A 20,392-nucleotide genomic window follows, 5' to 3' on the forward strand; every position below is an offset into this window, starting at 1 on the left:
GCTGAATAATGATTAATAACATCAGCAATGGAAAATACACCTTCTTTTGATAAAGTACATTTAAGATTTAAACTTAACGGAACTTATTTTGACCGGGAAGATCTAAAGGAAGTAGCTTATAGCTTTGTAAAAGAAGGAGAGCCTTATGAGCAATCTATAGGCGATTTTTTAATGGACTGGCTCAACAATAAAGACCATTTATACGTTCGTACTTCTGGTTCTACGGGGACGCCAAAACATATCAGAATTCAAAAACAGTTTATGGTGAATTCTGCCATAGCTTCTGGAGATTTTTTTAATATCTCTGTAGGAGATTCAGCTTTGCATTGTCTACCTGCGGAATATATTGCCGGAAAGATGATGCTTGTTAGAGCTATGATTCTCGGTTTAGAAATAGACCTCGTAGCGCCAACATTACATCCGTTAATTGAGAAGGAATATGATTTTTCTGCAATGATTCCTTTACAGGTGTATAATTCTCTTGACAAATTAAACAATATAAAACAACTTATTGTTGGTGGTGCAGCTGTAAAAAAGGAACTTATTGAAAGCGTTCAGAATAAAGACACTTTGGTGTATGAGACCTATGGAATGACAGAGACTGTTACGCATATAGCAGCCAAGCAAATTAATAATTTTAGGTCTGCTGAAGCTATGGAGAACGCACATTTTAAAGTACTTCCAAATGTGAAGGTTACCTTAGATAAGCGTAATTGTTTGGTAATTGATGCTCCTTATATTGCTGAAGAAACTATTGTAACCAATGATATTGTAGCGTTAATTAGCGCAGATGAATTTGATTGGAAAGGACGCTACGATAATATTATAAACTCTGGTGGGGTAAAACTTATTCCTGAACAGATTGAAAAGAAACTTGCTCCCATAATTCAACAACGGTTTTTTGTATACGGAATTGAAGATGCCGAACTAGGAGAAAAATTAATAATGGTTGTAGAAGGGAAAGAAGATTCTAAATTGGAAACAGAAATAAAGAAAGTGGGGGATTTAGAGAAATTTGAACATCCTAAATCTATTTACTTTTTAGATAAGTTTTTAGAGACTGAAAACGGGAAAGTAATTAGAGAACCCAGCGTATATAAGGCTCTAGGAGCTTAAAAACAGGTTTTTAGAATTGATTTCTATAAAAGAGTCATTGTTATTGCCTTAATCCCTCATAGAGGGTCTAATTCCCCAGAGCCTGTACTGAGTTTGCCGAAGTACTCTGCGTCGAAATGAGTTAAATTTGTTTCCTTTAACTACCTCGCGGGCTTGCCCCGAGGTAGTTGATTTTTTTAATTATTATCAAGGCAATAACAATGACCAATAAAATTGCTACAATATTTTTTTATACGTACGCCATTTCTTTATAAGTTGCGGATTGTAATCTTTCCAAAGCGCTTGTACTTGATTATTTGTTTCTAATTCAGGATTTGTTTCTACAATTTTAATCCCTTTATTTACAAAAACCTCATTTACTTTATGGAAAATTATAGCTGTTAACCCTTTTCTCATATATTCTGGAGCAACACCAATTAAAAGCATGGTGGCTTTGTCGTTCTTTTTTTGAGCTTTTAAAAGATGATAAAATCCAAAAGGGAAAAGCTTACCATTTGCTTTTTGTAAAGCTTTAGAAAAAGAGGGCATAATAACAGAAAAAGCGACTAAATTATTATTTTCATCGGCAATTAGGTTTACATAATCTGGATCTAAAAACTTGAGATACTTGTTTTTATAATGTTCAATTTGATATGGTTTTATAGGAACAAAAGACTCTAAATCTTTGTGAGATCTATTCATTAAGTCAAAAATAGCTTCCGCATGAGGCAGTAAAGATTTGGTAGTGGGAATATCAATAAGTTTCAAATTGTATTTTTGCATGATTAAATTTGAAAACTTAGCTAGTTTTTCATAAATCTTATCAGGAGTAATAATCTCATACTCTTTCCAATCAACTTCTTTAGAAAAACCTACTTTTTCCATCAATTCAGGATAATAAGCATAGTTATAATTGGTAGTCATACTCCCAATTCTATCAAAGCCTTCAATAAGCATTCCTGCTTTGTCCATATTAGAAAACCCTGCTGGACCCTCACAATATTCTAAATTATTTTCCTTTCCAATAGCAAAAACCCTATTGAATAAGGCTTCTGTAACTTCTGGATCTTCAATAGCATCAAACCATCCGAAACGCAATTTATTTTTTCCTAAATTGTTTACTTCATTCCAATTAATAATGGCACAAACACGACCAACAATTTTATTGTTTTTATAAGCTAATAAAAACCAAGCTCTCGCATCTTTGAATGCAGGATTTTGATCTTTATCAAAATTATTAAGCTCTTCTTTTATAATTGGAGGAACCCAATTTTTAGATTTTTTATAAAGTGAAAAAGGAAATTTTACAAACTGTTCTAATTCCTTTTTAGTAGTAACTTCTTTTACTTCAATCATAAATTACTCATTAGTGTCAATTTCCTCGAAAGGATTATTCTTTTTACGTTTTTTCTTAGCTTCTTTGATAAATTCTTTGTCTTCGTCCGAAAGATTATCTATTTGTTTTGGTTTATCACTATGGTTATCAATTCGGTATGATACACCTATAGAACCAAAAAATCGAGATGGAGTGTCTTTTATATTAATTCCTAAAGAGGCATCTACTTGTAAGTTTTTACTGAATAGTCTAGCAGTACCTCCTCTAAAAATTCCATCCCCATAGGCATCACTTTTATATCCTTGGTGCTCCACAAAGATAGAATATCTATGGTCTGGAAGGGCATGGGTTAAGGTGATTATATAATTAAACAAAGGATCGTCTGAAGTAAATTTGTCATAAATAAAATTCATAACCAATACCCAATTTGCTGTAAAATGGTTTTGGGTAGCTATCATTACTTTAGGACTAATTTGCGGATCTTCTGGATAGAATGGATTATCTCCAAAATTAAAATTTGCACCAGCATAAACTGCAACCGCAGGGATTAAATCTCTCCATTGTACATGGTGATTTGCTTTCCAGCTATATAAATTTGGTTTATTTTTTTCTGCATCTTTATAGGGGTCGTATACTAAATATTTAAATCCAAGAGTGTTTTTAGTAAAATTGCTACGCGTATAATCAACAGACGGAGAAGTAGAGAAATCGGTTAAATTTTCTTTCATAAAAGTTCCATCCAATATAACTTCCAATTGTTCAAACAAAAAGCCATAGCGAATAGCGTAATCCATACCATATCTGTTGGCTTCTGTTTCCAATAGTGTATGTTCTTGTCTTTCATAATATAAGCCACCTTCACCCTGAATAACATTTTTACCAACAGCAAAGGCACTATAGGAGGCTCCTGGGCGATTGGAATTAATTACTTCTGTATATTGAGCTTGAATTTGTTGGGCTGATAAAAATAAAATAGCAATAAAAAGGCAAAGTTTGTTCATATCAAAATTTGGTTTGTTCTCTGTTTTTAAAATATTGTTGTCCGATAAAAATTAATGGAATTTATCGGCTTCCACTTATATTAAGGTTTAAATGATATCCTCAAAATAGACCCCCTGCTATTAATAAAAATGAATAAAAAGAGGATTTTCAATAATGTTGTTTCTTTAAACTGCATATTTTATGATAGTTAAGATTTAGTCTTTGTTCTTTTTTCTTATAGCGAAGCGGTCTTGTATTTTTACTCGGACATTAATGTTTTTAAAAGAGTATTACTTATAACGAAAATAAATTTTTTAAGGTAAAAATGGGATGTAAATATCGTGAAAATTATATCTTTTTCCTCAAGGATTTTACATCCATCATTTAATAGAACTGTTTTTTTACTGATTTTATTATTTTTTTAAGGATTTATATCCTGTTTTACGCTCAATGTATTGTATTTTTGAAAGTATTTTCAAAGTGAAATTCAATGCAATTATTAAGAACAATTTTAATTATACTTCTTGTTTGGTACGGGTTCAAAATACTTTCACGTTTATTTGGACCTTATCTAATAAAATACGCATCTAAAAAGATGGAGAAGAAGTTTAGTCAGCAATTTGGACAACAGCAAAATCAACGTCGTCAAGAAACAAATTACAAAGAAGGAGAAACAGTAATAGATAAAAAACCTACTAATTCTGATAAAAATTCTTCAGAAAAAGTTGGAGAATACATCGAATATGAAGAAATTGACTAACTAAATTTAATTTTAATGACTAACCAATTAAAAAAAATACTACCACATTTTGTGGTATTTTTAGTTTTTATACTTACCTCCTTAATTTATTTTTCTCCTGTATTGCAAGGAAAGAAAATTTTCCAGAGTGATATTGTTCAGTATATCGGAATGTCTAAAGAACGCAACGATTTTAAAGACAAAACAGGGGAGGAGTCTTATTGGACAAATAGTGCTTTTGGAGGAATGCCAACGTATCAATTAGGAGCTAATTATCCTCATAATTATATAAAAAAATTAGATAAAACGATTCATTTTTTACCTCGTCCTGCAGATTATTTATTCCTTTATTTTATTGGTTTTTACATACTTCTGTTGGTGTTAAAAGTAGATTGGAAATTGGCAGGTATTGGAGCCTTGGCTTTTGGATTTTCTACTTACTTAATTATAATTCTCGGGGTTGGTCATAATGCAAAAGCACATGCTATTGGTTATTTTCCATTTGTTTTAGCAGGAATATTATTGGCATTTAAAAAACGATATATAGCAGGTTTTTTAGTAACCGCATTTGCAATGGCTTTAGAAATAAACGCCAACCACTTCCAAATGACATATTATTTAATGTTATTAGTATTGGTTTTTGGAATTGTATATTTAATAGATGCCTTTAAAAAGAAAGAACTTCCTCATTTCTTTAAAACTGTTGGCATTCTTGTTGTTGCTGTAGTTTTGGCTATTGCAACCAATGCAACGAACCTTTTGGCTACTCAGGAATATGCAAAGTGGAGTACAAGAGGGAAAAGCGATTTAACTATCAATCCCGATGGTTCTCCTAAGGTAAATACAAGTGGATTAGATAAAGAATATATAACAAGTTATAGCTACGGTATTTTTGAATCTTTAAATCTGTTTGTACCACGACTCCTTGGTGGGGGAAATGATGAAGATTTAGGAAAAGATTCTAATAGTTATGAATATTTAGTAAAGCAAGGAGTTCCGCCTGCTCAAGCTCAAGATTTTGTAAAAAATCAGGCAGCACATATGATGTATTGGGGAGATCAGCCTGGTACAGCGGGTCCTGCTTATGTAGGAGCTGTTGTTTTCTTTTTATTTCTGATGAGTTTATTCTTGCTGAAAGGAAATTTAAAATGGTGGCTTATAGCGGGCTCCATTTTATCTCTTATTCTCTCATGGGGACATAATTTTAGCATCTTAACAAATGCTATGATTGATTATTTTCCTTTATATGATAAATTCAGAGCAATAACTTCTATACAGGTGCTTTTAGAATTGTGCTTTCCAGTCTTAGCCATTCTTAGTTTGAAAGAGTTGCTTAGTAATAATGTAGATAATACCCAGAAATTGAATGCTTTGAAATGGTCGTCGGTTATTGCAGGAGGAACGGTTGTTTTATTATTTTTATTAAAAGGTACTTTCGATTTTTCGCATGCAAATGATGCTTATTACCGACAACAATTTGACCAGATGGGATTAAATCAATTGATGGGAAGTATTAAACAAGATCGAATGGCTCTCTATACAAAAGACCTCTTTAGAACTCTTGTTTTAGTAGCTATTTCTGCTGGGGTTATTTGGATGTTTATCAAACAGAAATTAAAATTAAATTATGCTATTCTTGCTTTTGGACTTTTGTTTTTAGTAGATTTAGTAGGGATTGACAAACAATATGTAAACAACGAAGACTTTGTTTCTGCTAGAGTTTTAGACAAGCCCTTTCAAACTTCAGAAGTTGATAAACAAATTTTAGAAGACACAGGTTATTATCGAGTTTTTAATACCCAAGAAAGTATAAATGGGGCTAGTACTTCTTTCTATCATAAATCGTTAGGAGGTTATCATGCTGCTAAGCCAAAGCGTTTACAGGATTTGTTTGAATATCAAATAGCAAATAACAATGTATCGGTTTTAAACATGCTTAATGTAAAGTATATAATTAGACCTAATGATAAGGGACAGTTATATCCAGCAAATAATCCGTATGCAAATGGTCCTGCGTGGTTTGTAAATCAATTAAAAGCAGTAGAAAATGCAGATGCAGAAATGAAAGGGCTTGCTGATTTGGATGTTAAAACTACAGCTCTTTTTGATAAAAGTAAATTTAATAATATAGCAGAAAATACTTTTACTGTAGACAGTGCTGCTACTATTGATTTAACAGATTATCAGCCTAATATGTTAACTTATAAAAGTTCAAACCCTAATAAAGGAATAGCTGTTTTTTCTGAAATGTATTATCCGCACGGTTGGAGAGTTTCTGTAGATGGACAATTTGTTGAAGAGTTTCGGGTAAATTATGCATTGAGAGCGTTAGAACTACCTGCTGGTAATCATACCATTGTATTTGAATTCGATCCTCAGGTTGTTAAAACGGGCAGTACTATTAGTCTAGCAAGTAATGTTTTATTGTTTTTGTTGCTATTAGGAGGTGTTTTTTATCAGTATAAGAATCGCACATCAAAAGAAAATTAATTTGTATTGATGAAACCCTCATAGAAGGATTAATTTTTAGCTTAATCATCTAAAATCAATTAATAAACTACCTCGAGCCAAGTCTATGAGGTATTCAAAGGAAATAATTTAATCCATTTAGACGTAGAGCCCTTCGGTTAACTCAGGACAGGCTTTCGGAAATAAAACCCTTAATGAGGTATTTAAATTGAATATATTCGTGTGAAAAAAGTTTTAATCATATGTTATTATTGGCCTCCTGCTGGAGGGCCAGGAGTGCAACGTTGGTTGAACTTTGTAAAATTTTTGCCTGAATTTGGTATAGAACCTGTTGTTTATATTCCTGAAAATCCGGATTATCCAATGGAAGATGCTTCTTTTTTAGCAGAAGTTCCAAAGGAGGTAACAATACTAAAGCAGCCTATTTTTGAGCCTTATAAGTTTGCTTCAATTTTTTCAGGAAAAAAGACAAAACAGATTAGTAAGGGGATTATTTCTAATAAAAAACAATCGTTTACAGAAAAGGTTTTACTTTGGATTCGTGGAAATTTTTTCATTCCAGATGCACGTGTTTTTTGGGTAAAACCCTCGGTAAACTACTTAAAAAAATATTTAGAAAAAGAGGATATAACAACCATTATAACTACTGGGCCACCACATAGTGTACATTTAATAGGAATGAAGCTTAAAAAGCAATTAGACCTAAAATGGATAGCCGATTTTAGAGATCCTTGGACAAATATTGGATATCATTCTGCTTTAAAACTCACTAAAAATTCGCAACAAAAACATAAAAAATTAGAGCATGAGGTGCTCAATTCAGCCGACCTTATTGTAACTACCAGTTATACTACTAAAGTTGAGTTTGAAACTATTAGTTCTAAGCCTATTGAAGTTATTACAAATGGTTTTATAACTCCCGAAATTAAAAAAAGTAAGATAGATAAAAAGTTTACGGTATCTCATATAGGGTCTTTGTTGTCTGGCAGAAATCCAAAAGTTTTATGGAGTGTAATAGGGGAGTTGTTAGAGGAAAATTCAGATTTTAAAAAGGATTTTCAATTGCAATTAGCTGGAGCAGTAAGTAAAGAGGTTTTGGAGTCCATAGAAGCTTATAATATTGATGAGAATCTTTCGATTTTAGGATATGTAGCACATCAAAAAGCAATAGAATTGCAAAGGGCTACTCAGGTTTTACTTTTAATAGAGATTGATGCAGAAAAAACGAGAGGGATTATTCCTGGAAAATTGTTTGAGTACATGGCAGCTACCCGACCTATTATAGCTCTGGGTCCAAAACAATGGGATGTTGCTCGTATTCTAGAAGAAACTAATGCAGGAGTGTACTTTGATTATACGGAGAAAGAAAAACTAAAAGAAACATTACTTTCGTTCTATAAAGCTTATAAAAATGATAATTTGTATGTAAATTCGGTTGACATAGATAAATATCATCGGAAATCGCTTACTAAGCATTTAGCAAGTATCATTTAAGAATATGGGAATTGTATTTAACCAAACATTTAAAAACACTGTAGTTACCTACATCGGGTTTGGTATTGGTGCCATAAGCACCCTTTTTCTTTATACTAATTTCCTTACAGATGCTTATTATGGATTGGTAGCTTACTTGCTTTCCGCTGCAAATATAGTAATGCCTATTCTTGCTTTTGGAGTACAAAACACATTAATTAAATTTTATACTTCCTACAAAAATGAGCAGGAGCAAAATGCCTTTACAGGTTTTATGTTTTTGCTCCCACTAGTAATAATTATTCCTGTAGGAATTATTGGATTGTTATGTTATCATTGGATTGTAGAATATTTATCGACTACAAATGAAATAGTAGAACCCTATGTTTGGACTATTTTTGTATTAGCTTTTTCAATGGCTTATTTTGAGGTTTTTTATGCCTGGGCAAAAGTACATATGAAAAGTGTTTATGGAAATTTTTTGAAAGAAGTTTACCATAGATTAGTAGTTATGGTACTTCTTTTTTTAGTGTATTTTGAGATTCTTACTATTCCAATGTTTATCTATTCTTTAATTGGAGTTTATTTTAGTAGAATGTTTTTAATGTTAATTAGCGCTTTTATAATTAAAAAACCTCATTTTGTATTTAGCTTACCAACTAATTATATAAATGTTTTAAAATATTCGTTTTTAATAATCCTAACAGGTTCTATTGCCGCAGTTTTATTGGATATAGATAAGGTAATGCTCGGGCAGTTTAAGGATATTGAAAATATTGCTTATTATAATGTGGCGGTGTTTATAGCTATTGTAATTGCAGTTCCTGCAAGGGCAATGCATCAAATTACTTATCCAATTACAAGTAAACTCTTAAATACTAAAAACTTTAAAGAGCTGGATGTGCTTTATAAAAAGAGTTCGATAAACCTTTTTATTGTTGGCGGATTTATTTTTTTACTGATTATTTTAAATATAAACGAATTATATAAATTATTGCCAGTACAATACAGTGGAGGAGTAACGGTTGTTTTTCTGATCTCTTTGGCCAAGTTATTTGATAATTTAATAGGGAATAATAATGCTATTATTTTTAACTCCGATTATTACCGAATGGTATTGTTTTTTGGAGTTCTATTAGCTGTTCTAACAGTAATATTAAACGTTATTTTTATTCCTATTTTTGGAATAAATGGAGCTGCGTTTGCTACTTTTTTAGCATTTACACTCTACAATTCTATTAAATTGTATTTTGTTAAAGCAAAACTTCATTTACAGCCTTTTACAAAAAATACCCTTAAAACTTTTTTACTGATTGTTACTTTGTTAGGAGCCTTTTATTATTGGGATTTTAACTTTAATCCGATAGTTAATATTGTTTTAAAGTCTACTTTGATAGGAGTTGTGTTTGTTTTTTTCTTATATAAATTAAAGCTTTCCGAAGATATAAATTTACTTATTGATAAAAACATAAGTCGATTTTATTAATCACTCATAAAGTGTTTATCTCACGATTTTTTTCTGAATTTATTGAAGGGTATTTCTGTATTGAAATGAGCGAAAACTATTTCGTTTTAAAAACTTATCTCATAATAGTTAATTCAATATCTATAAAAATGAAAAATCCGTAAACATTGCTGCTTACGGATCTTTCCTATTAACGAACTAAATTTTATAAATTTCTACTACTACTTCTACTAGAAGAAGATCGTGTTGCAGATGTAGATCTTGAGGGAGTAGCTCTTGTAGCCTTTACATTACTAGATCTAGAACTCCTACTTGAAGTTGAGTAATTGTTATTTTTAGAACTTCTACTATTACTACTACTTGATCTATTATTAGTAGAGGTTCTAGTAGCTGGACTGGTAGTGCTTCTTGTACTTTTAGTACTAGTCTTTACAGATCTACTAGGAGATTTTGTATAACTATTAGAACTTCTTGTAGCGTTACTACTTCTGCTAGTACTCGTTGGAGTTGTTCTGTTTGAAGTAGTTGTAGCTCTATTTGAATTAGAATTCCGTGTTGCAGAATAACTAGTTCTTGTATTAGAAGTAGTTCTATTAGCGCTACTTCTATTACTTTCATAAGCTAAACTTCTACTACGTACATTTCTTGTAACCTGCGCATCGCTTCTTTTGCTTACACGTCTATCATTTTGATAAATATTTCTTCTTGAGTTGTTTTCTTTATAATGATAGTTTCTTCCAACACTTGCATACGAACGTCTGCTGTTATTTTTATACGGTTTGTAATATGTATATCTAACTGGGCTATAATACCTTCTATATGGTTGATAGTAAACCATGCAATATGAAGGACGTGGTCTTACAAAATATCTGTGGTAAGGTCTGTAAACATAAGCTCTATTATATACATTAATATAACCCGATGAATGTGTATAAACGCCATTTCCGTTATAGTAAATATTTAATCCACCAATTCTGTTAACATAGTTTCCTCTGTATAAAACATCTACCATTCCAATTCTTGTTACTCTTCCGTAGAAATCATAGTAAATAGGAGTGTTTTCTACTTGAATTACAGCACCATAATCATCATATTGAACATAGGCATCATATCGGTATCCAGAATTGAAAGTTATGCTTACATTTCCAGTATTTATACTTGCTCCAAAGTATTGAGGATTATCAATATAGAAGTCAAATTCTCCATCTGGATAAACAGAAAATGTTACTCCGTTTTCAGTAAAGATGAATGAGTTGTTATATCCAAAACTTGATGTTGTTTTTGATGTATCTGAATTAGCAAAGCTTGTACTTGTACCAAGAAAGACAGAAATAAAAATAAATAATAGCTTTTTCATAATTTCTAGGTTTTTTAATTAAACAAAAATCATTTTTAAATGACTCTCGCATATTAGAAATCAAACTGCGTGCCAAAAAATGCTTTGTATTTTATGATAGGATTTAAATTATTGAATATCAACATTTTAAAGATTAATTTTATTTTATTTTTATAGTTGCTTTATATTTCCGCCACAGATTCACGGATTTATTTATTTTTCAATTACGGATAGACAGGAGATAAAAAAATATTCGTGTATTCGTGGCAAATAGGCTTTCATAGAAAATAAAAAAGCTATAAAAAAAGAACACCTCACCATTTGATTTAACAAATTTAGGTGCGGTGTTCTCAACTAACCAACCAAAAAAAAATTCAACTATGAAATTTATAGTGTTTATTTCAAACAGCGTGCCAAAATATATGGCTCAACTATTTTAACTAATTATTTGCTTTTAAATCCCTTATTGAGGGTTTTGTTCTCGAGAGCCTGTCTTGAGTTTACCAAAGGACTCTAAGTCGAAATGGATTAAATTATTTTCTTTTAATATCTCGTAGGCTTGCCTTGAGGTAGTTGATTAATTACTTGAGTTAAAATACAATCCCGCTTCGCTATAAGAAAAAAGAACAAAGACTAAACTTTAACTATCATAAAAAGAGTAGTTTAAAAAAAACTAAAAACCCTCTTTTTTCATTTTTATTAATAGCAAGGGGCTATTTTGAAAACCTCATTTTGAACCTTGATATAAGTGAAATCCAATAAATCCCGTTAACTTTTATCGGACAACAATACTTTTAAATATAAAGTTATTATTATATTTCTAAGCTATATCTACTAGGTCTCTTTTAAAAGGAATTTCTTACAATGGTGGAAGTTAAGCTTGTGTTAATCTAAATAATTACCTTTTTCATAAAGCAAACCAGGCCCGTCGCATGCCCACCAATTACTTCGTATTTGAGAGTTATCTAAAAAATATAGGTATTCTTCTCTTGCATTGGAACAAGAGCCTATAATAGAACTTTCTTCATTATAATAAAGGTTGAGTCCGCGTTCCTCTTCTGTTGCTTTAAGCTTGTAGGTGCCAGATATTTTTATGGTAGTATTATTACCTTCATCAAATCTAGTTTTTGTAAAGGTACTGTCTTGATTAAAGGTATATGTTTCTTGCCATTCCATATCGTTTTTTGTGGTGGTAGAATTTGGAATGTTTCCACTCATTTCAATTAAATACCAATTTCCCGTTATATCAATAGAAGTAGGGGTGTTATTTAAATCGGTAACATTATCATCACTATTACAAGAAATAAAAATTAAAAGGAATACTAAAGGCAAAGAAATAGTTTTCATCAATATATTTTTAAATGAATATCATTCCTAAGATGTTAAAAATGGTATATGGTTGCTTTTGGCTAGAGTTTTTCTTTTAGATACTGTCCAGTAAAGCTTTCTTTTATTTTACTAATTTCTTCGGGGGTTCCTTCAGCAATTAAATTTCCACCTTTTTCTCCGCCTAATGGTCCGAGGTCAATAATATAATCGGCACATTTAATTAAATCTAAATTGTGCTCCACAACAATAATTGAATGTCCAATTTCTAATAATGCATCAAAAGATTTAAGGAGTTTTTTAATATCGTGAAAATGTAGCCCTGTTGTGGGTTCATCAAAAATAAAGAGGGTTTTATTTTTTGTTTGTCCTTTTACTAAAAAGGAAGCCAATTTGATACGCTGGGCTTCACCTCCAGAAAGGGTAGAAGAGGATTGCCCTAAAGTAACATACCCCAAACCAACATCTTGTAAGGGTTTAAGTTTTGAAACTATTTTAGATTGGTTGTGTTCATTAAAAAAAGCAACGGCATCATCAATGGTCATAGTTAAAATATCATCGATATTTTTATCGTTGAATTTTACTTCTAAAATTTCTTTTTTGAAACGTTTACCATGGCAAGTTTCGCATTCTAAATGTACGTCTGCCATAAATTGCATTTCTATAGTAACTTCTCCTTCTCCTTTACAAGTTTCGCAGCGTCCTCCGTCTACATTAAACGAAAAGTGTTTAGGTTGATACCCGCGTAATTTTGATAATTTCTCTTTTGAAAATAAACTCCTAATATCGTCATACGCCTTAATATAAGTAACTGGGTTTGATCTTGACGAACGTCCAATAGGATTTTGATCTACAAATTCTACGGAAGTAAGAGAGCTGTATTTTCCTTCAATACCAGAAAACTGACCTATTTTTTCGCCATACCCTCCAGTAGCTTTTAATATTGCTGGATACAATATTTTCTTTACCAAGGTACTTTTACCACTACCCGAGACTCCTGTAACTACCGTAAGTGTATTTAGTGGAAATGTAGCATCAATGTTTTTTAAATTGTTTTCTCGAGCACCTTTTATGGCAATATAATTTTTGCTTTTACGTCTGTTCTTAGGTACAGCAATTTCGTCCTTTCCGTTTAAATATTTAGCAGTAAGTGTATTTGCTTTTAAGAGTTGTTTGTAAGAACCTGTAGCCACTACATTCCCTCCTAAGGTTCCAGCTTCTGGACCAATATCTATAATTTCATCGGCAGCTTTCATTATATCTTCATCATGCTCAACTACAATAACTGTGTTTCCTAAATCTCGAAGCGATTGTAGAACTCCAATTAATTTTTCGGTATCTTTTGGATGTAATCCAATACTTGGCTCATCTAAAATATACATGGAGCCCACCAAACTACTTCCTAATGAGGTTGCTAAATTAATACGTTGAGACTCTCCGCCAGAGAGAGAATTAGATTTTCTATTTAGCGTTAAATAATCCAATCCAACATTACTCAAAAATTGGAGTCGACTATTAATCTCTTTCAATAAACGATTGGAGATTGCATTGTCGTTTTCGTTTAGTTTTAAATCTTCAAAATAGGCTTGAAGTTTGTCTAGAGGCATTTCTACAAGATCTGTAATGGTTTTATCACCAACTTTTACATAATTTGCCTCTTCTCTTAGTCTTTTGCCTTTACAAAGCGAACATTTTGTTTTTCCTCGATAACGAGAAAGCATCACTCTATTCTGAATTTTATAGCTTTTTTCTTCTAATTCAGTAAAAAAAGCAGTCAATCCAGTAAAATATTTATTTCCTTCCCAAACTAATTCTTTTTGTTTATCGGTTAATTCAAACCAAGGTTTATGGATAGGAAAATCAAATTTATAGGCATTATTTACAAGTTGATCTCGGTACCAACTCATGCTGTCTCCACGCCATGCAAAAATGGCGTTATCATAAATAGATAAACCTGTATTGGGAATGATTAAATCTTCATCCAAGCCAATTACATCCCCGTATCCTTCACAACTTGGACACGCGCCGTATGGATTATTAAAACTGAATAAATGTACGTTTGGTTCTAAAAACTGAATACCATCTAGCTCAAATTTATTACTAAAATGCATTTGTTTATCAGCAGATAAATCTTCAATAATACACTCTCCTTTTCCTTCAAAAAATGCGGAATCTACTGCATCTGCCAAACGGTTATAAAAATCTTCATCATCTTTAACAATAATACGGTCTACTACTAAAAAGAAATCGTTCTCAATTTCTGTTTCGATTTCTTCAATTCGTAAAACTTCATTTTTATATTTTATTCTAGCGTATCCCTGCTGAGCAAGGATTTCTAAAGTTTTAAGTACATTTCGATCCTCAGGAATATGAACAGGAGCTAGTAATAAAAGCTTACTTCGTTCTTCAAATGTTTTTACATAATTAATAACATCTGTAACTGTATTTTTTTTGACTTCGTTACCAGAAATAGGGGAGTAAGTTTTGCCAATACGGGCATACAGGAGTTTTAAATAATCATAGATTTCTGTAGTTGTACCAACGGTAGACCGTGGATTTGTAGAGTTTACTTTCTGCTCAATAGCAATGGCAGGAGCAATTCCTTTTATATAATCAACCTTAGGTTTATTTAATCGCCCTAAAAACTGTCTTGCATAAGAAGATAAACTTTCAACATAACGACGTTGTCCCTCGGCATAAAGTGTATCAAAGGCTAAAGATGATTTCCCACTACCTGAAAGTCCAGTTAAAACCACTAATTTATTTCGTGGAATAACTACATTTATATCTTTAAGATTGTGGAGTTTAGCTCCTTTTATAATGATGTTTTCTTTCGGGTTTACCGTATTAATATCTACCATAGCAATAAAACAAACCACAAAGATAAGAATCTAAAATGAGCTTTTGTAAGTGATGTTATAAGAAGATTTATGAAGTAAGAATAAATTGTTAATCTCTTTGATTATGAGAAGTCTACTTAATTTTAAACGATTAGCGAAACGCACTTTTTGTTGAGATATTGTAACGTATCAGTAGAAATAATTAGAGAATTTGCAGAGAAATTTGTTTTTTAATTAAGAATTATATTATATTTGATTCCGAATCAACTTAAAAAATAGACGCCTATATCATAAAATTACTTTAAAACTAATGTATTAACACAGCGTTGCCAAGTAGGCAACACTCACATTTATTAAAAAGTAATTGTATGGAGAAAACTCTTCAAGACTCTGCTTTAGTAGCACAGTATATAAAAGGCGATGAAAAATCACTCGAAATATTAATTAATAGGCATTCTCAACGTATTTATAGCTTTATTTTTTCTAAAGTTTATGATAAAGACGTTACTGAGGATATTTTTCAGGATACCTTTATTAAGGTTATAAAAACATTAAAAAGAGGGAATTATAATGAAGAAGGAAAGTTTTTACCTTGGGTGATGCGAATTTCTCATAACCTTGTTATAGATTATTTCAGAAAAAATTCAAGAATGCCAAAATTTGAAGGGAGTGAAGACTTTAATATATTTTCCGTTCTTGGAGATCCAGCCCTTAATGCAGAGAAGCAAATAATAAAAGATCAAGTAGAAACAGATGTCAAAAAATTGATAGATGAACTTCCAGAAGATCAAAAGGAGGTTTTGTATATGAGATTATATAAAGACATGAGTTTTAAAGAAATTGCAGAACAAACAAATGTAAGTATAAATACAGCTTTGGGTAGAATGCGTTATGCTATCATAAATTTGAGAAAGATGGTAGAAAAAAATAATATTGTTTTAACTAATTAACACAATATAAAGAGAGTAGCTCCGTTATTTTATTATTAATAACAAAATTTGGGGCATGCAAAAACTTTACTCTTATCAAAAATCAAAATCAGAGCCATTAAAACCCAAAGAATCGACTATTGAATTTTTACTTAGTTATTCTAAGGCTTTAAGTGTTATGAAGTATAAAAAGTTAGCGTTTGATACTATATTAAACTAAACTTTTTCTAAAAAGACCTGTTGTAAATCAACGGGTCTTTTTTGTTTTGGAAGCTTCATATTCTTTAATTACAGATTTTCTACCAATTGTTTTAGTGATGATGTCTTTATCGAGATTCCACCCACGAGCTGGTGAATATTCACGAGCGTAATAAATAATTTGTAGATGAAGTTTATTCCATAATTCTTTTTTGAATAAACGCTTGGCATCTTTTTCAGTCTGAACTACATTCTTACCATTAGACAACCCCCAACGATACATTAATCTATGGATATGAGTGTCTACAGGAAATGAAGGAATTCCAAAGGCTTGAGACATTACCACACTAGCTGTTTTATGTCCTACTGCTGGCAAAGCCTCTAGCGCTTCCATATCTGCAGGAACTTCTCCATTATATTTATCTATTAAAATTTGTGATAAGCCATGGATTCCTTTTGCTTTCATTGGAGAAAGTCCAACAGGCTTTATAATCTCTCTAATTTCGTCTACAGTAAGTTTTACCATTTGATACGGATTAATGGCTCTGTCAAATAACAGTGGAGTAATTTGGTTTACTCTAGCATCTGTACTTTGCGCAGACATTAAAACGGCTATTAATAATGTATAAGGATCTGTATGGTCTAAGGGAATTGGAACGGTTGGATAAATACTTTCTAAAGTATCTACAACAAAATCAACCTTTTCTGCTTTGGTCATTTTTATGTAATTTTAAACAAAAATAGTAGAACAAAGTTCAAATAAAAAAAATGTTTATGAATACACTTAAAGTAGGAGATAAAGTACCAGATTTTACGGTGCAAGATCAAGATGGAAATGAGGTTTCTTTAGCTGATTATAAAGGAAAAAAATTAATTGTTTTTTTCTACCCAAAAGCTTCTACCCCTGGTTGTACTGCTGAAGCTTGCAATTTACGCGATAATTACAAAGAACTCCAAGCAGAAGGTTATAGTTTGCTAGGAGTAAGCGCAGATTCTCAAAAAAGACAAACAAATTTTAAAAATAAATATGAATTTCCTTTTCCTCTTTTAGCTGATGAAGAAAAAGTTGTTATTAATGCTTTTGGCGTTTGGGGACTTAAAAAGTTTATGGGAAAAGAGTATGACGGAATTCATAGAAAAACTTTTATTATTGATGAGAATGGAGTAGTAACCCGCGTTATAGATAAGGTAAAAACAAAAGACCATGCTTCTCAAATACTTGATTCGTAAGCAAGAACGAAGAATTAAGGATCAAGTATCTATACCCTAAATGTTAAACTGAGCTTGCCGAATTTATTATTTAAAACTTCGACAAGCTCAGCTTGATAACTAAAAATTACATTTTAGAAGACCTCTTTTTATAGGTAAAACACAAAATTATTTTTGTTTCTCCTCAATTTCTTTTTTGGATTTGTAATCAAACAATCCTTTTTCTTTGATAAGTTCTGCAATACCTTTAGGGAGCATATGTTCCCATCCTTCTTCTCCTTCGGCAATACTTTTAAGAACTTCTCTTGAGAAAATATCTAAAATAGAATCGTCGTAATCAAAAATATCAACAACTTTTCCGTTGTATTTAAAGAATTTATAAAGCTCTTTCATACGTGGATGTACTTTTAGGTTGTTGCTGGTAGTTGTTAAACCAGTTTCTTGATCGATCATAGGGTAGAGGTATACTTTTAAATCTTTGTAGAAGAGTTTACCAAAAGCCTCCAAAATTCCACCACTTAAATGTCGGTAGTATTTTTCGTCAAAAATATCCACTAAATTATTAACTCCCATAGTAAGAGCCATACGCTCTTTAGTATATTCAGAGAAATACTCTACAAGTTTATAATATTCCTGGAAGTTTGAAATCATTACTGTCTGACCTAAAGAGCAAAGTAAACGCGCTCTATCCATAAAGTCTTCTTCATCAATTTCTCCTTCAGCACGTAAGTTAGAAAGTGTAATTTCAAAAACCACAACGGTATTATCAATATCCACTTTGTTTTCCCTAATAAATATGTCGTACGATTTTTTGTACATGTCCATATTTACCATGGTAACAGGTCTAAAGCTACCACGCAGTGCTAAAATATTTTTTTTGTATAGAATAGATGCTGGTAGAATGTTGTTTCCGTCAGGACCAAACATTACAGCATCGGTCATATTATTTTTAACAAGTTGTAAGCTCATTAAACGATTATCTACTTCTTCAAATCGTGGACCAGAAAAATTGATAGTATCAATTTCTATTGTATCATTATCGATATGATCGTATAGATATTTTAGTAATTTTTTTGGTTTATGATGCTTGTAAAAGGCTCCATATATAAGGTTCACACCAACAATCCCTAATGTTTCTTGTTGTAAACGAGCTTCGGTTTGCTTAAAACGAATGTGAAGCGCAATTTCATTATAATCTTCATTAGGATCTAATTGAAAACGAATTCCAAGCCAACCATGTCCTTTAAATTTCTTAGCAAAATCTATAGTAGCTACCGTATTTGCGTAGGAAAAAAATATTTTGTTTGGATTATCATCTCTTGGGATACGCTCTTCCATTAGGCGCATTTCATGAGACAGCATTTTCTTTAAGCGAGCTTCGGTTACATACCTACCGTCATCTTCTATTCCGTAGATAGCATCACTAAAACTTTTGTCGTAAGCACTCATGGCTTTTGCAATTGTTCCAGAAGCACCTCCAGCTCTAAAAAAATGCCTTACAGTTTCTTGTCCAGCTCCAATTTCAGCAAATGTTCCGTAAATATCCTCATTCAGATTTATTCGTAACGCTTTGGATTTTAGCGATGGAACATTCTCAAAGTTCTTATCCCCTTTTAAAACTAATGTCATTGCAGTTTTTTATTTACCGCAAAGTTAAAAAGATTCATGAAGCTATTCAGAATATAAATGATAAATTTGATAAAAAATTAGTGTTTTGAAGATTACCTTCCTCGGTACAGGAACATCACAAGGAATTCCAATTATAGGGAGTGATGACCCTGTTTCTAAAAGTAAAAACCCTAAAGACAAGCGTTTAAGGGTTTCTGTTATGATAGAATGGGACTCCAACTGCTATATTATTGATTGTGGACCAGATTTTAGACAGCAAATGTTAGCGCATGATGTTAAAAAAATTGATGGGATTTTATTTACACATGAACATGCAGACCATATTATGGGACTTGACGATATTCGTCCTTTCTTTTTTAGACAAGGAGATATTCCTATTTATGCCCATCCAAGAGTATTGAAATCTTTAAAAATTAAATTTGATTATATTTTTACTACGGAAGATCGATATCCTGGAGCTCCGGCGGTAAGAGAAAATATAATTGAAAATAACAAGCCTATTAGATTAGAAAATTTAAATGTTATTCCAATTAATGCTTTTCATAATAGATTACAAGTTTTTGGATTTAGATTTGATAAATTTGCATACCTCACAGATGTTAAAAGTATCGATACAGAAGAAATTGAAAAATTAAAAGGAGTAGAGGTGTTGGTAGTAAATGCATTGCGTAAAGAAAAACATCATTCGCATTTTAATCTAGAAGAAGCTTTAGAATTTATAGCCCAAGTGGCTCCTAAAAAAGCATATCTTACTCATATTAGTCCGATGTTAGGCTTTCATGAGGAAGCGCAAGCAGAATTGCCGCCAAATGTTTACATTGCTTATGATAACCTAATTATTGAACTATAAAATTAAATACCCCACTTTATGAGACGTAATATTTTTATGTATCTTTTCTTCTTTGCTGTACTTTATATTGTATACCAGTATGTAAGTGCGAAGAAGTATTTTGAAGTTGAAACTGTTAAGATAGAAAACTTAAAAGAAGAAAATTCAAAGCTTGAGGATTCAATAAAAAATCTATCTTTAGATAAACTAGATTTACAATATTTTTCTTTGGAGAATAATGATGATGCTTTGGCATATTATGATGATTTAAAACTTGAAAGACCATCTAGATACATTGCCGATAAGTTGTTAGAAACAAATGAGCAGAAAGGTAACAACCCATTAGTTCCATATGATGGAATGTCTGGGGCTCCAATGAAAATTAATAAGATTAAAGTGTTAAATCATAAATGGATTATTGCCGATTTTTCTGACGGAAAGTACTGGGGTGAACTGTTTATAAAATACGAACTTAAAGAAGATATGGGCGTAGATTTTACTTTATTAGATCATTTATTATATACTAGAAGTTAATATA

16 protein-coding genes are annotated in these 20,392 nt (G+C 31.5%); 9 read left to right on the top strand and 7 right to left on the bottom strand.

The window, feature by feature from the left end; translation table 11 throughout:
* Nucleotides 1-27: 27 nt before the first annotated feature.
* The gene (locus AC13CQ_RS14485) at nt 28-1,116 is read left to right on the top strand and encodes an AMP-binding protein (RefSeq protein ID WP_474506612.1); all 1,089 of its coding nucleotides are present in this window, start codon (nt 28-30) and stop codon (nt 1,114-1,116) included.
* A 216-nt stretch (nt 1,117-1,332) separates the two neighbouring features.
* Here AC13CQ_RS14485 and AC13CQ_RS14490 read toward each other — a convergent pair whose 3' ends face one another.
* Together AC13CQ_RS14490 and AC13CQ_RS14495 are read right to left on the bottom strand one after the other, a co-directional pair.
* Nucleotides 1,333-2,451, bottom strand: coding sequence for a GTP cyclohydrolase (locus AC13CQ_RS14490; protein ID WP_335589059.1), 1,119 nt, complete (start codon nt 2,449-2,451; stop codon nt 1,333-1,335).
* Nucleotides 2,452-2,454: 3 nt separating this feature from the next.
* Complete coding sequence (locus AC13CQ_RS14495) at nt 2,455-3,432, bottom strand: transporter (protein WP_474507665.1); 978 nt, start codon at nt 3,430-3,432, stop codon at nt 2,455-2,457.
* Nucleotides 3,433-3,902: 470 nt separating this feature from the next.
* Between AC13CQ_RS14495 and AC13CQ_RS14500 the strand changes: the two genes are divergently transcribed.
* The 4 genes from AC13CQ_RS14500 to AC13CQ_RS14515 all read left to right on the top strand — a co-directional run bounded on the left by AC13CQ_RS14500 (nt 3,903) and on the right by AC13CQ_RS14515 (nt 9,579).
* Nucleotides 3,903-4,172: a DUF4834 family protein gene (locus AC13CQ_RS14500; protein WP_008614597.1), complete on the top strand. Its 270-nt coding sequence runs from the start codon at nt 3,903-3,905 to the stop codon at nt 4,170-4,172.
* A gap of 15 nt (nt 4,173-4,187) precedes the next feature.
* On the top strand, nt 4,188-6,641 hold the full coding sequence (locus AC13CQ_RS14505; RefSeq protein WP_474507682.1) for a YfhO family protein: 2,454 nt from the start codon (nt 4,188-4,190) through the stop codon (nt 6,639-6,641).
* A 201-nt stretch (nt 6,642-6,842) separates the two neighbouring features.
* Entirely contained in the window at nt 6,843-8,114 is a 1,272-nt protein-coding gene (locus AC13CQ_RS14510) for a glycosyltransferase family 4 protein (protein WP_474506609.1), read from the top strand.
* 4 nt (nt 8,115-8,118) lie between these two features.
* Complete coding sequence (locus AC13CQ_RS14515; protein WP_335588515.1) at nt 8,119-9,579, top strand: lipopolysaccharide biosynthesis protein; 1,461 nt, start codon at nt 8,119-8,121, stop codon at nt 9,577-9,579.
* A gap of 184 nt (nt 9,580-9,763) precedes the next feature.
* Here the strand turns inward: AC13CQ_RS14515 and AC13CQ_RS14520 are convergent, their stop codons facing one another.
* From AC13CQ_RS14520 to uvrA, 3 genes are all read right to left on the bottom strand, one after another.
* The gene (locus AC13CQ_RS14520; protein ID WP_335588514.1) at nt 9,764-10,915 is read right to left on the bottom strand and encodes a hypothetical protein; all 1,152 of its coding nucleotides are present in this window, start codon (nt 10,913-10,915) and stop codon (nt 9,764-9,766) included.
* A gap of 864 nt (nt 10,916-11,779) precedes the next feature.
* A complete protein-coding gene (locus AC13CQ_RS14525; RefSeq protein WP_335588513.1) occupies nt 11,780-12,241 on the bottom strand; it encodes a hypothetical protein in 462 nt (153 codons plus the stop codon).
* A gap of 62 nt (nt 12,242-12,303) precedes the next feature.
* Nucleotides 12,304-15,081 carry an excinuclease ABC subunit UvrA gene (uvrA, locus tag AC13CQ_RS14530; RefSeq protein WP_474506635.1) on the bottom strand — a complete coding sequence of 926 codons (2,778 nt, stop codon included), beginning with the start codon at nt 15,079-15,081 and terminating at the stop codon, nt 12,304-12,306.
* Between the two features lie 347 nt (nt 15,082-15,428).
* Here uvrA and AC13CQ_RS14535 point away from each other — a divergent pair, with 347 nt between their 5' ends.
* A complete protein-coding gene (locus AC13CQ_RS14535; protein ID WP_008614606.1) occupies nt 15,429-16,010 on the top strand; it encodes an RNA polymerase sigma factor in 582 nt (193 codons plus the stop codon).
* A 226-nt stretch (nt 16,011-16,236) separates the two neighbouring features.
* On the opposite strand, the gene AC13CQ_RS14540 is transcribed toward AC13CQ_RS14535, so the two are convergent.
* Entirely contained in the window at nt 16,237-16,905 is a 669-nt protein-coding gene (locus AC13CQ_RS14540) for an endonuclease III domain-containing protein (RefSeq protein WP_008614613.1), read from the bottom strand.
* Between the two features lie 56 nt (nt 16,906-16,961).
* Here AC13CQ_RS14540 and bcp point away from each other — a divergent pair, with 56 nt between their 5' ends.
* Nucleotides 16,962-17,417 (top strand): thioredoxin-dependent thiol peroxidase, encoded by a 456-nt coding sequence (gene bcp / locus AC13CQ_RS14545; RefSeq protein WP_335588512.1) that lies wholly within the window; start codon nt 16,962-16,964, stop codon nt 17,415-17,417.
* A 147-nt stretch (nt 17,418-17,564) separates the two neighbouring features.
* Here bcp and AC13CQ_RS14550 read toward each other — a convergent pair whose 3' ends face one another.
* Nucleotides 17,565-19,025, bottom strand: a complete 1,461-nt coding sequence (locus AC13CQ_RS14550) for a hypothetical protein (protein WP_008614616.1) — start codon at nt 19,023-19,025, stop codon at nt 17,565-17,567.
* A gap of 85 nt (nt 19,026-19,110) precedes the next feature.
* Between AC13CQ_RS14550 and AC13CQ_RS14555 the strand changes: the two genes are divergently transcribed.
* Nucleotides 19,111-19,875, top strand: a complete 765-nt coding sequence (locus tag AC13CQ_RS14555; RefSeq protein ID WP_474506608.1) for an MBL fold metallo-hydrolase — start codon at nt 19,111-19,113, stop codon at nt 19,873-19,875.
* 18 nt (nt 19,876-19,893) lie between these two features.
* Nucleotides 19,894-20,388 carry a hypothetical protein gene (locus AC13CQ_RS14560; protein WP_008614620.1) on the top strand — a complete coding sequence of 165 codons (495 nt, stop codon included), beginning with the start codon at nt 19,894-19,896 and terminating at the stop codon, nt 20,386-20,388.
* The last annotated feature ends 4 nt before the right edge of the window (nt 20,389-20,392 follow it).

The organism is Galbibacter sp. L-19 (assembly GCF_056857615.1).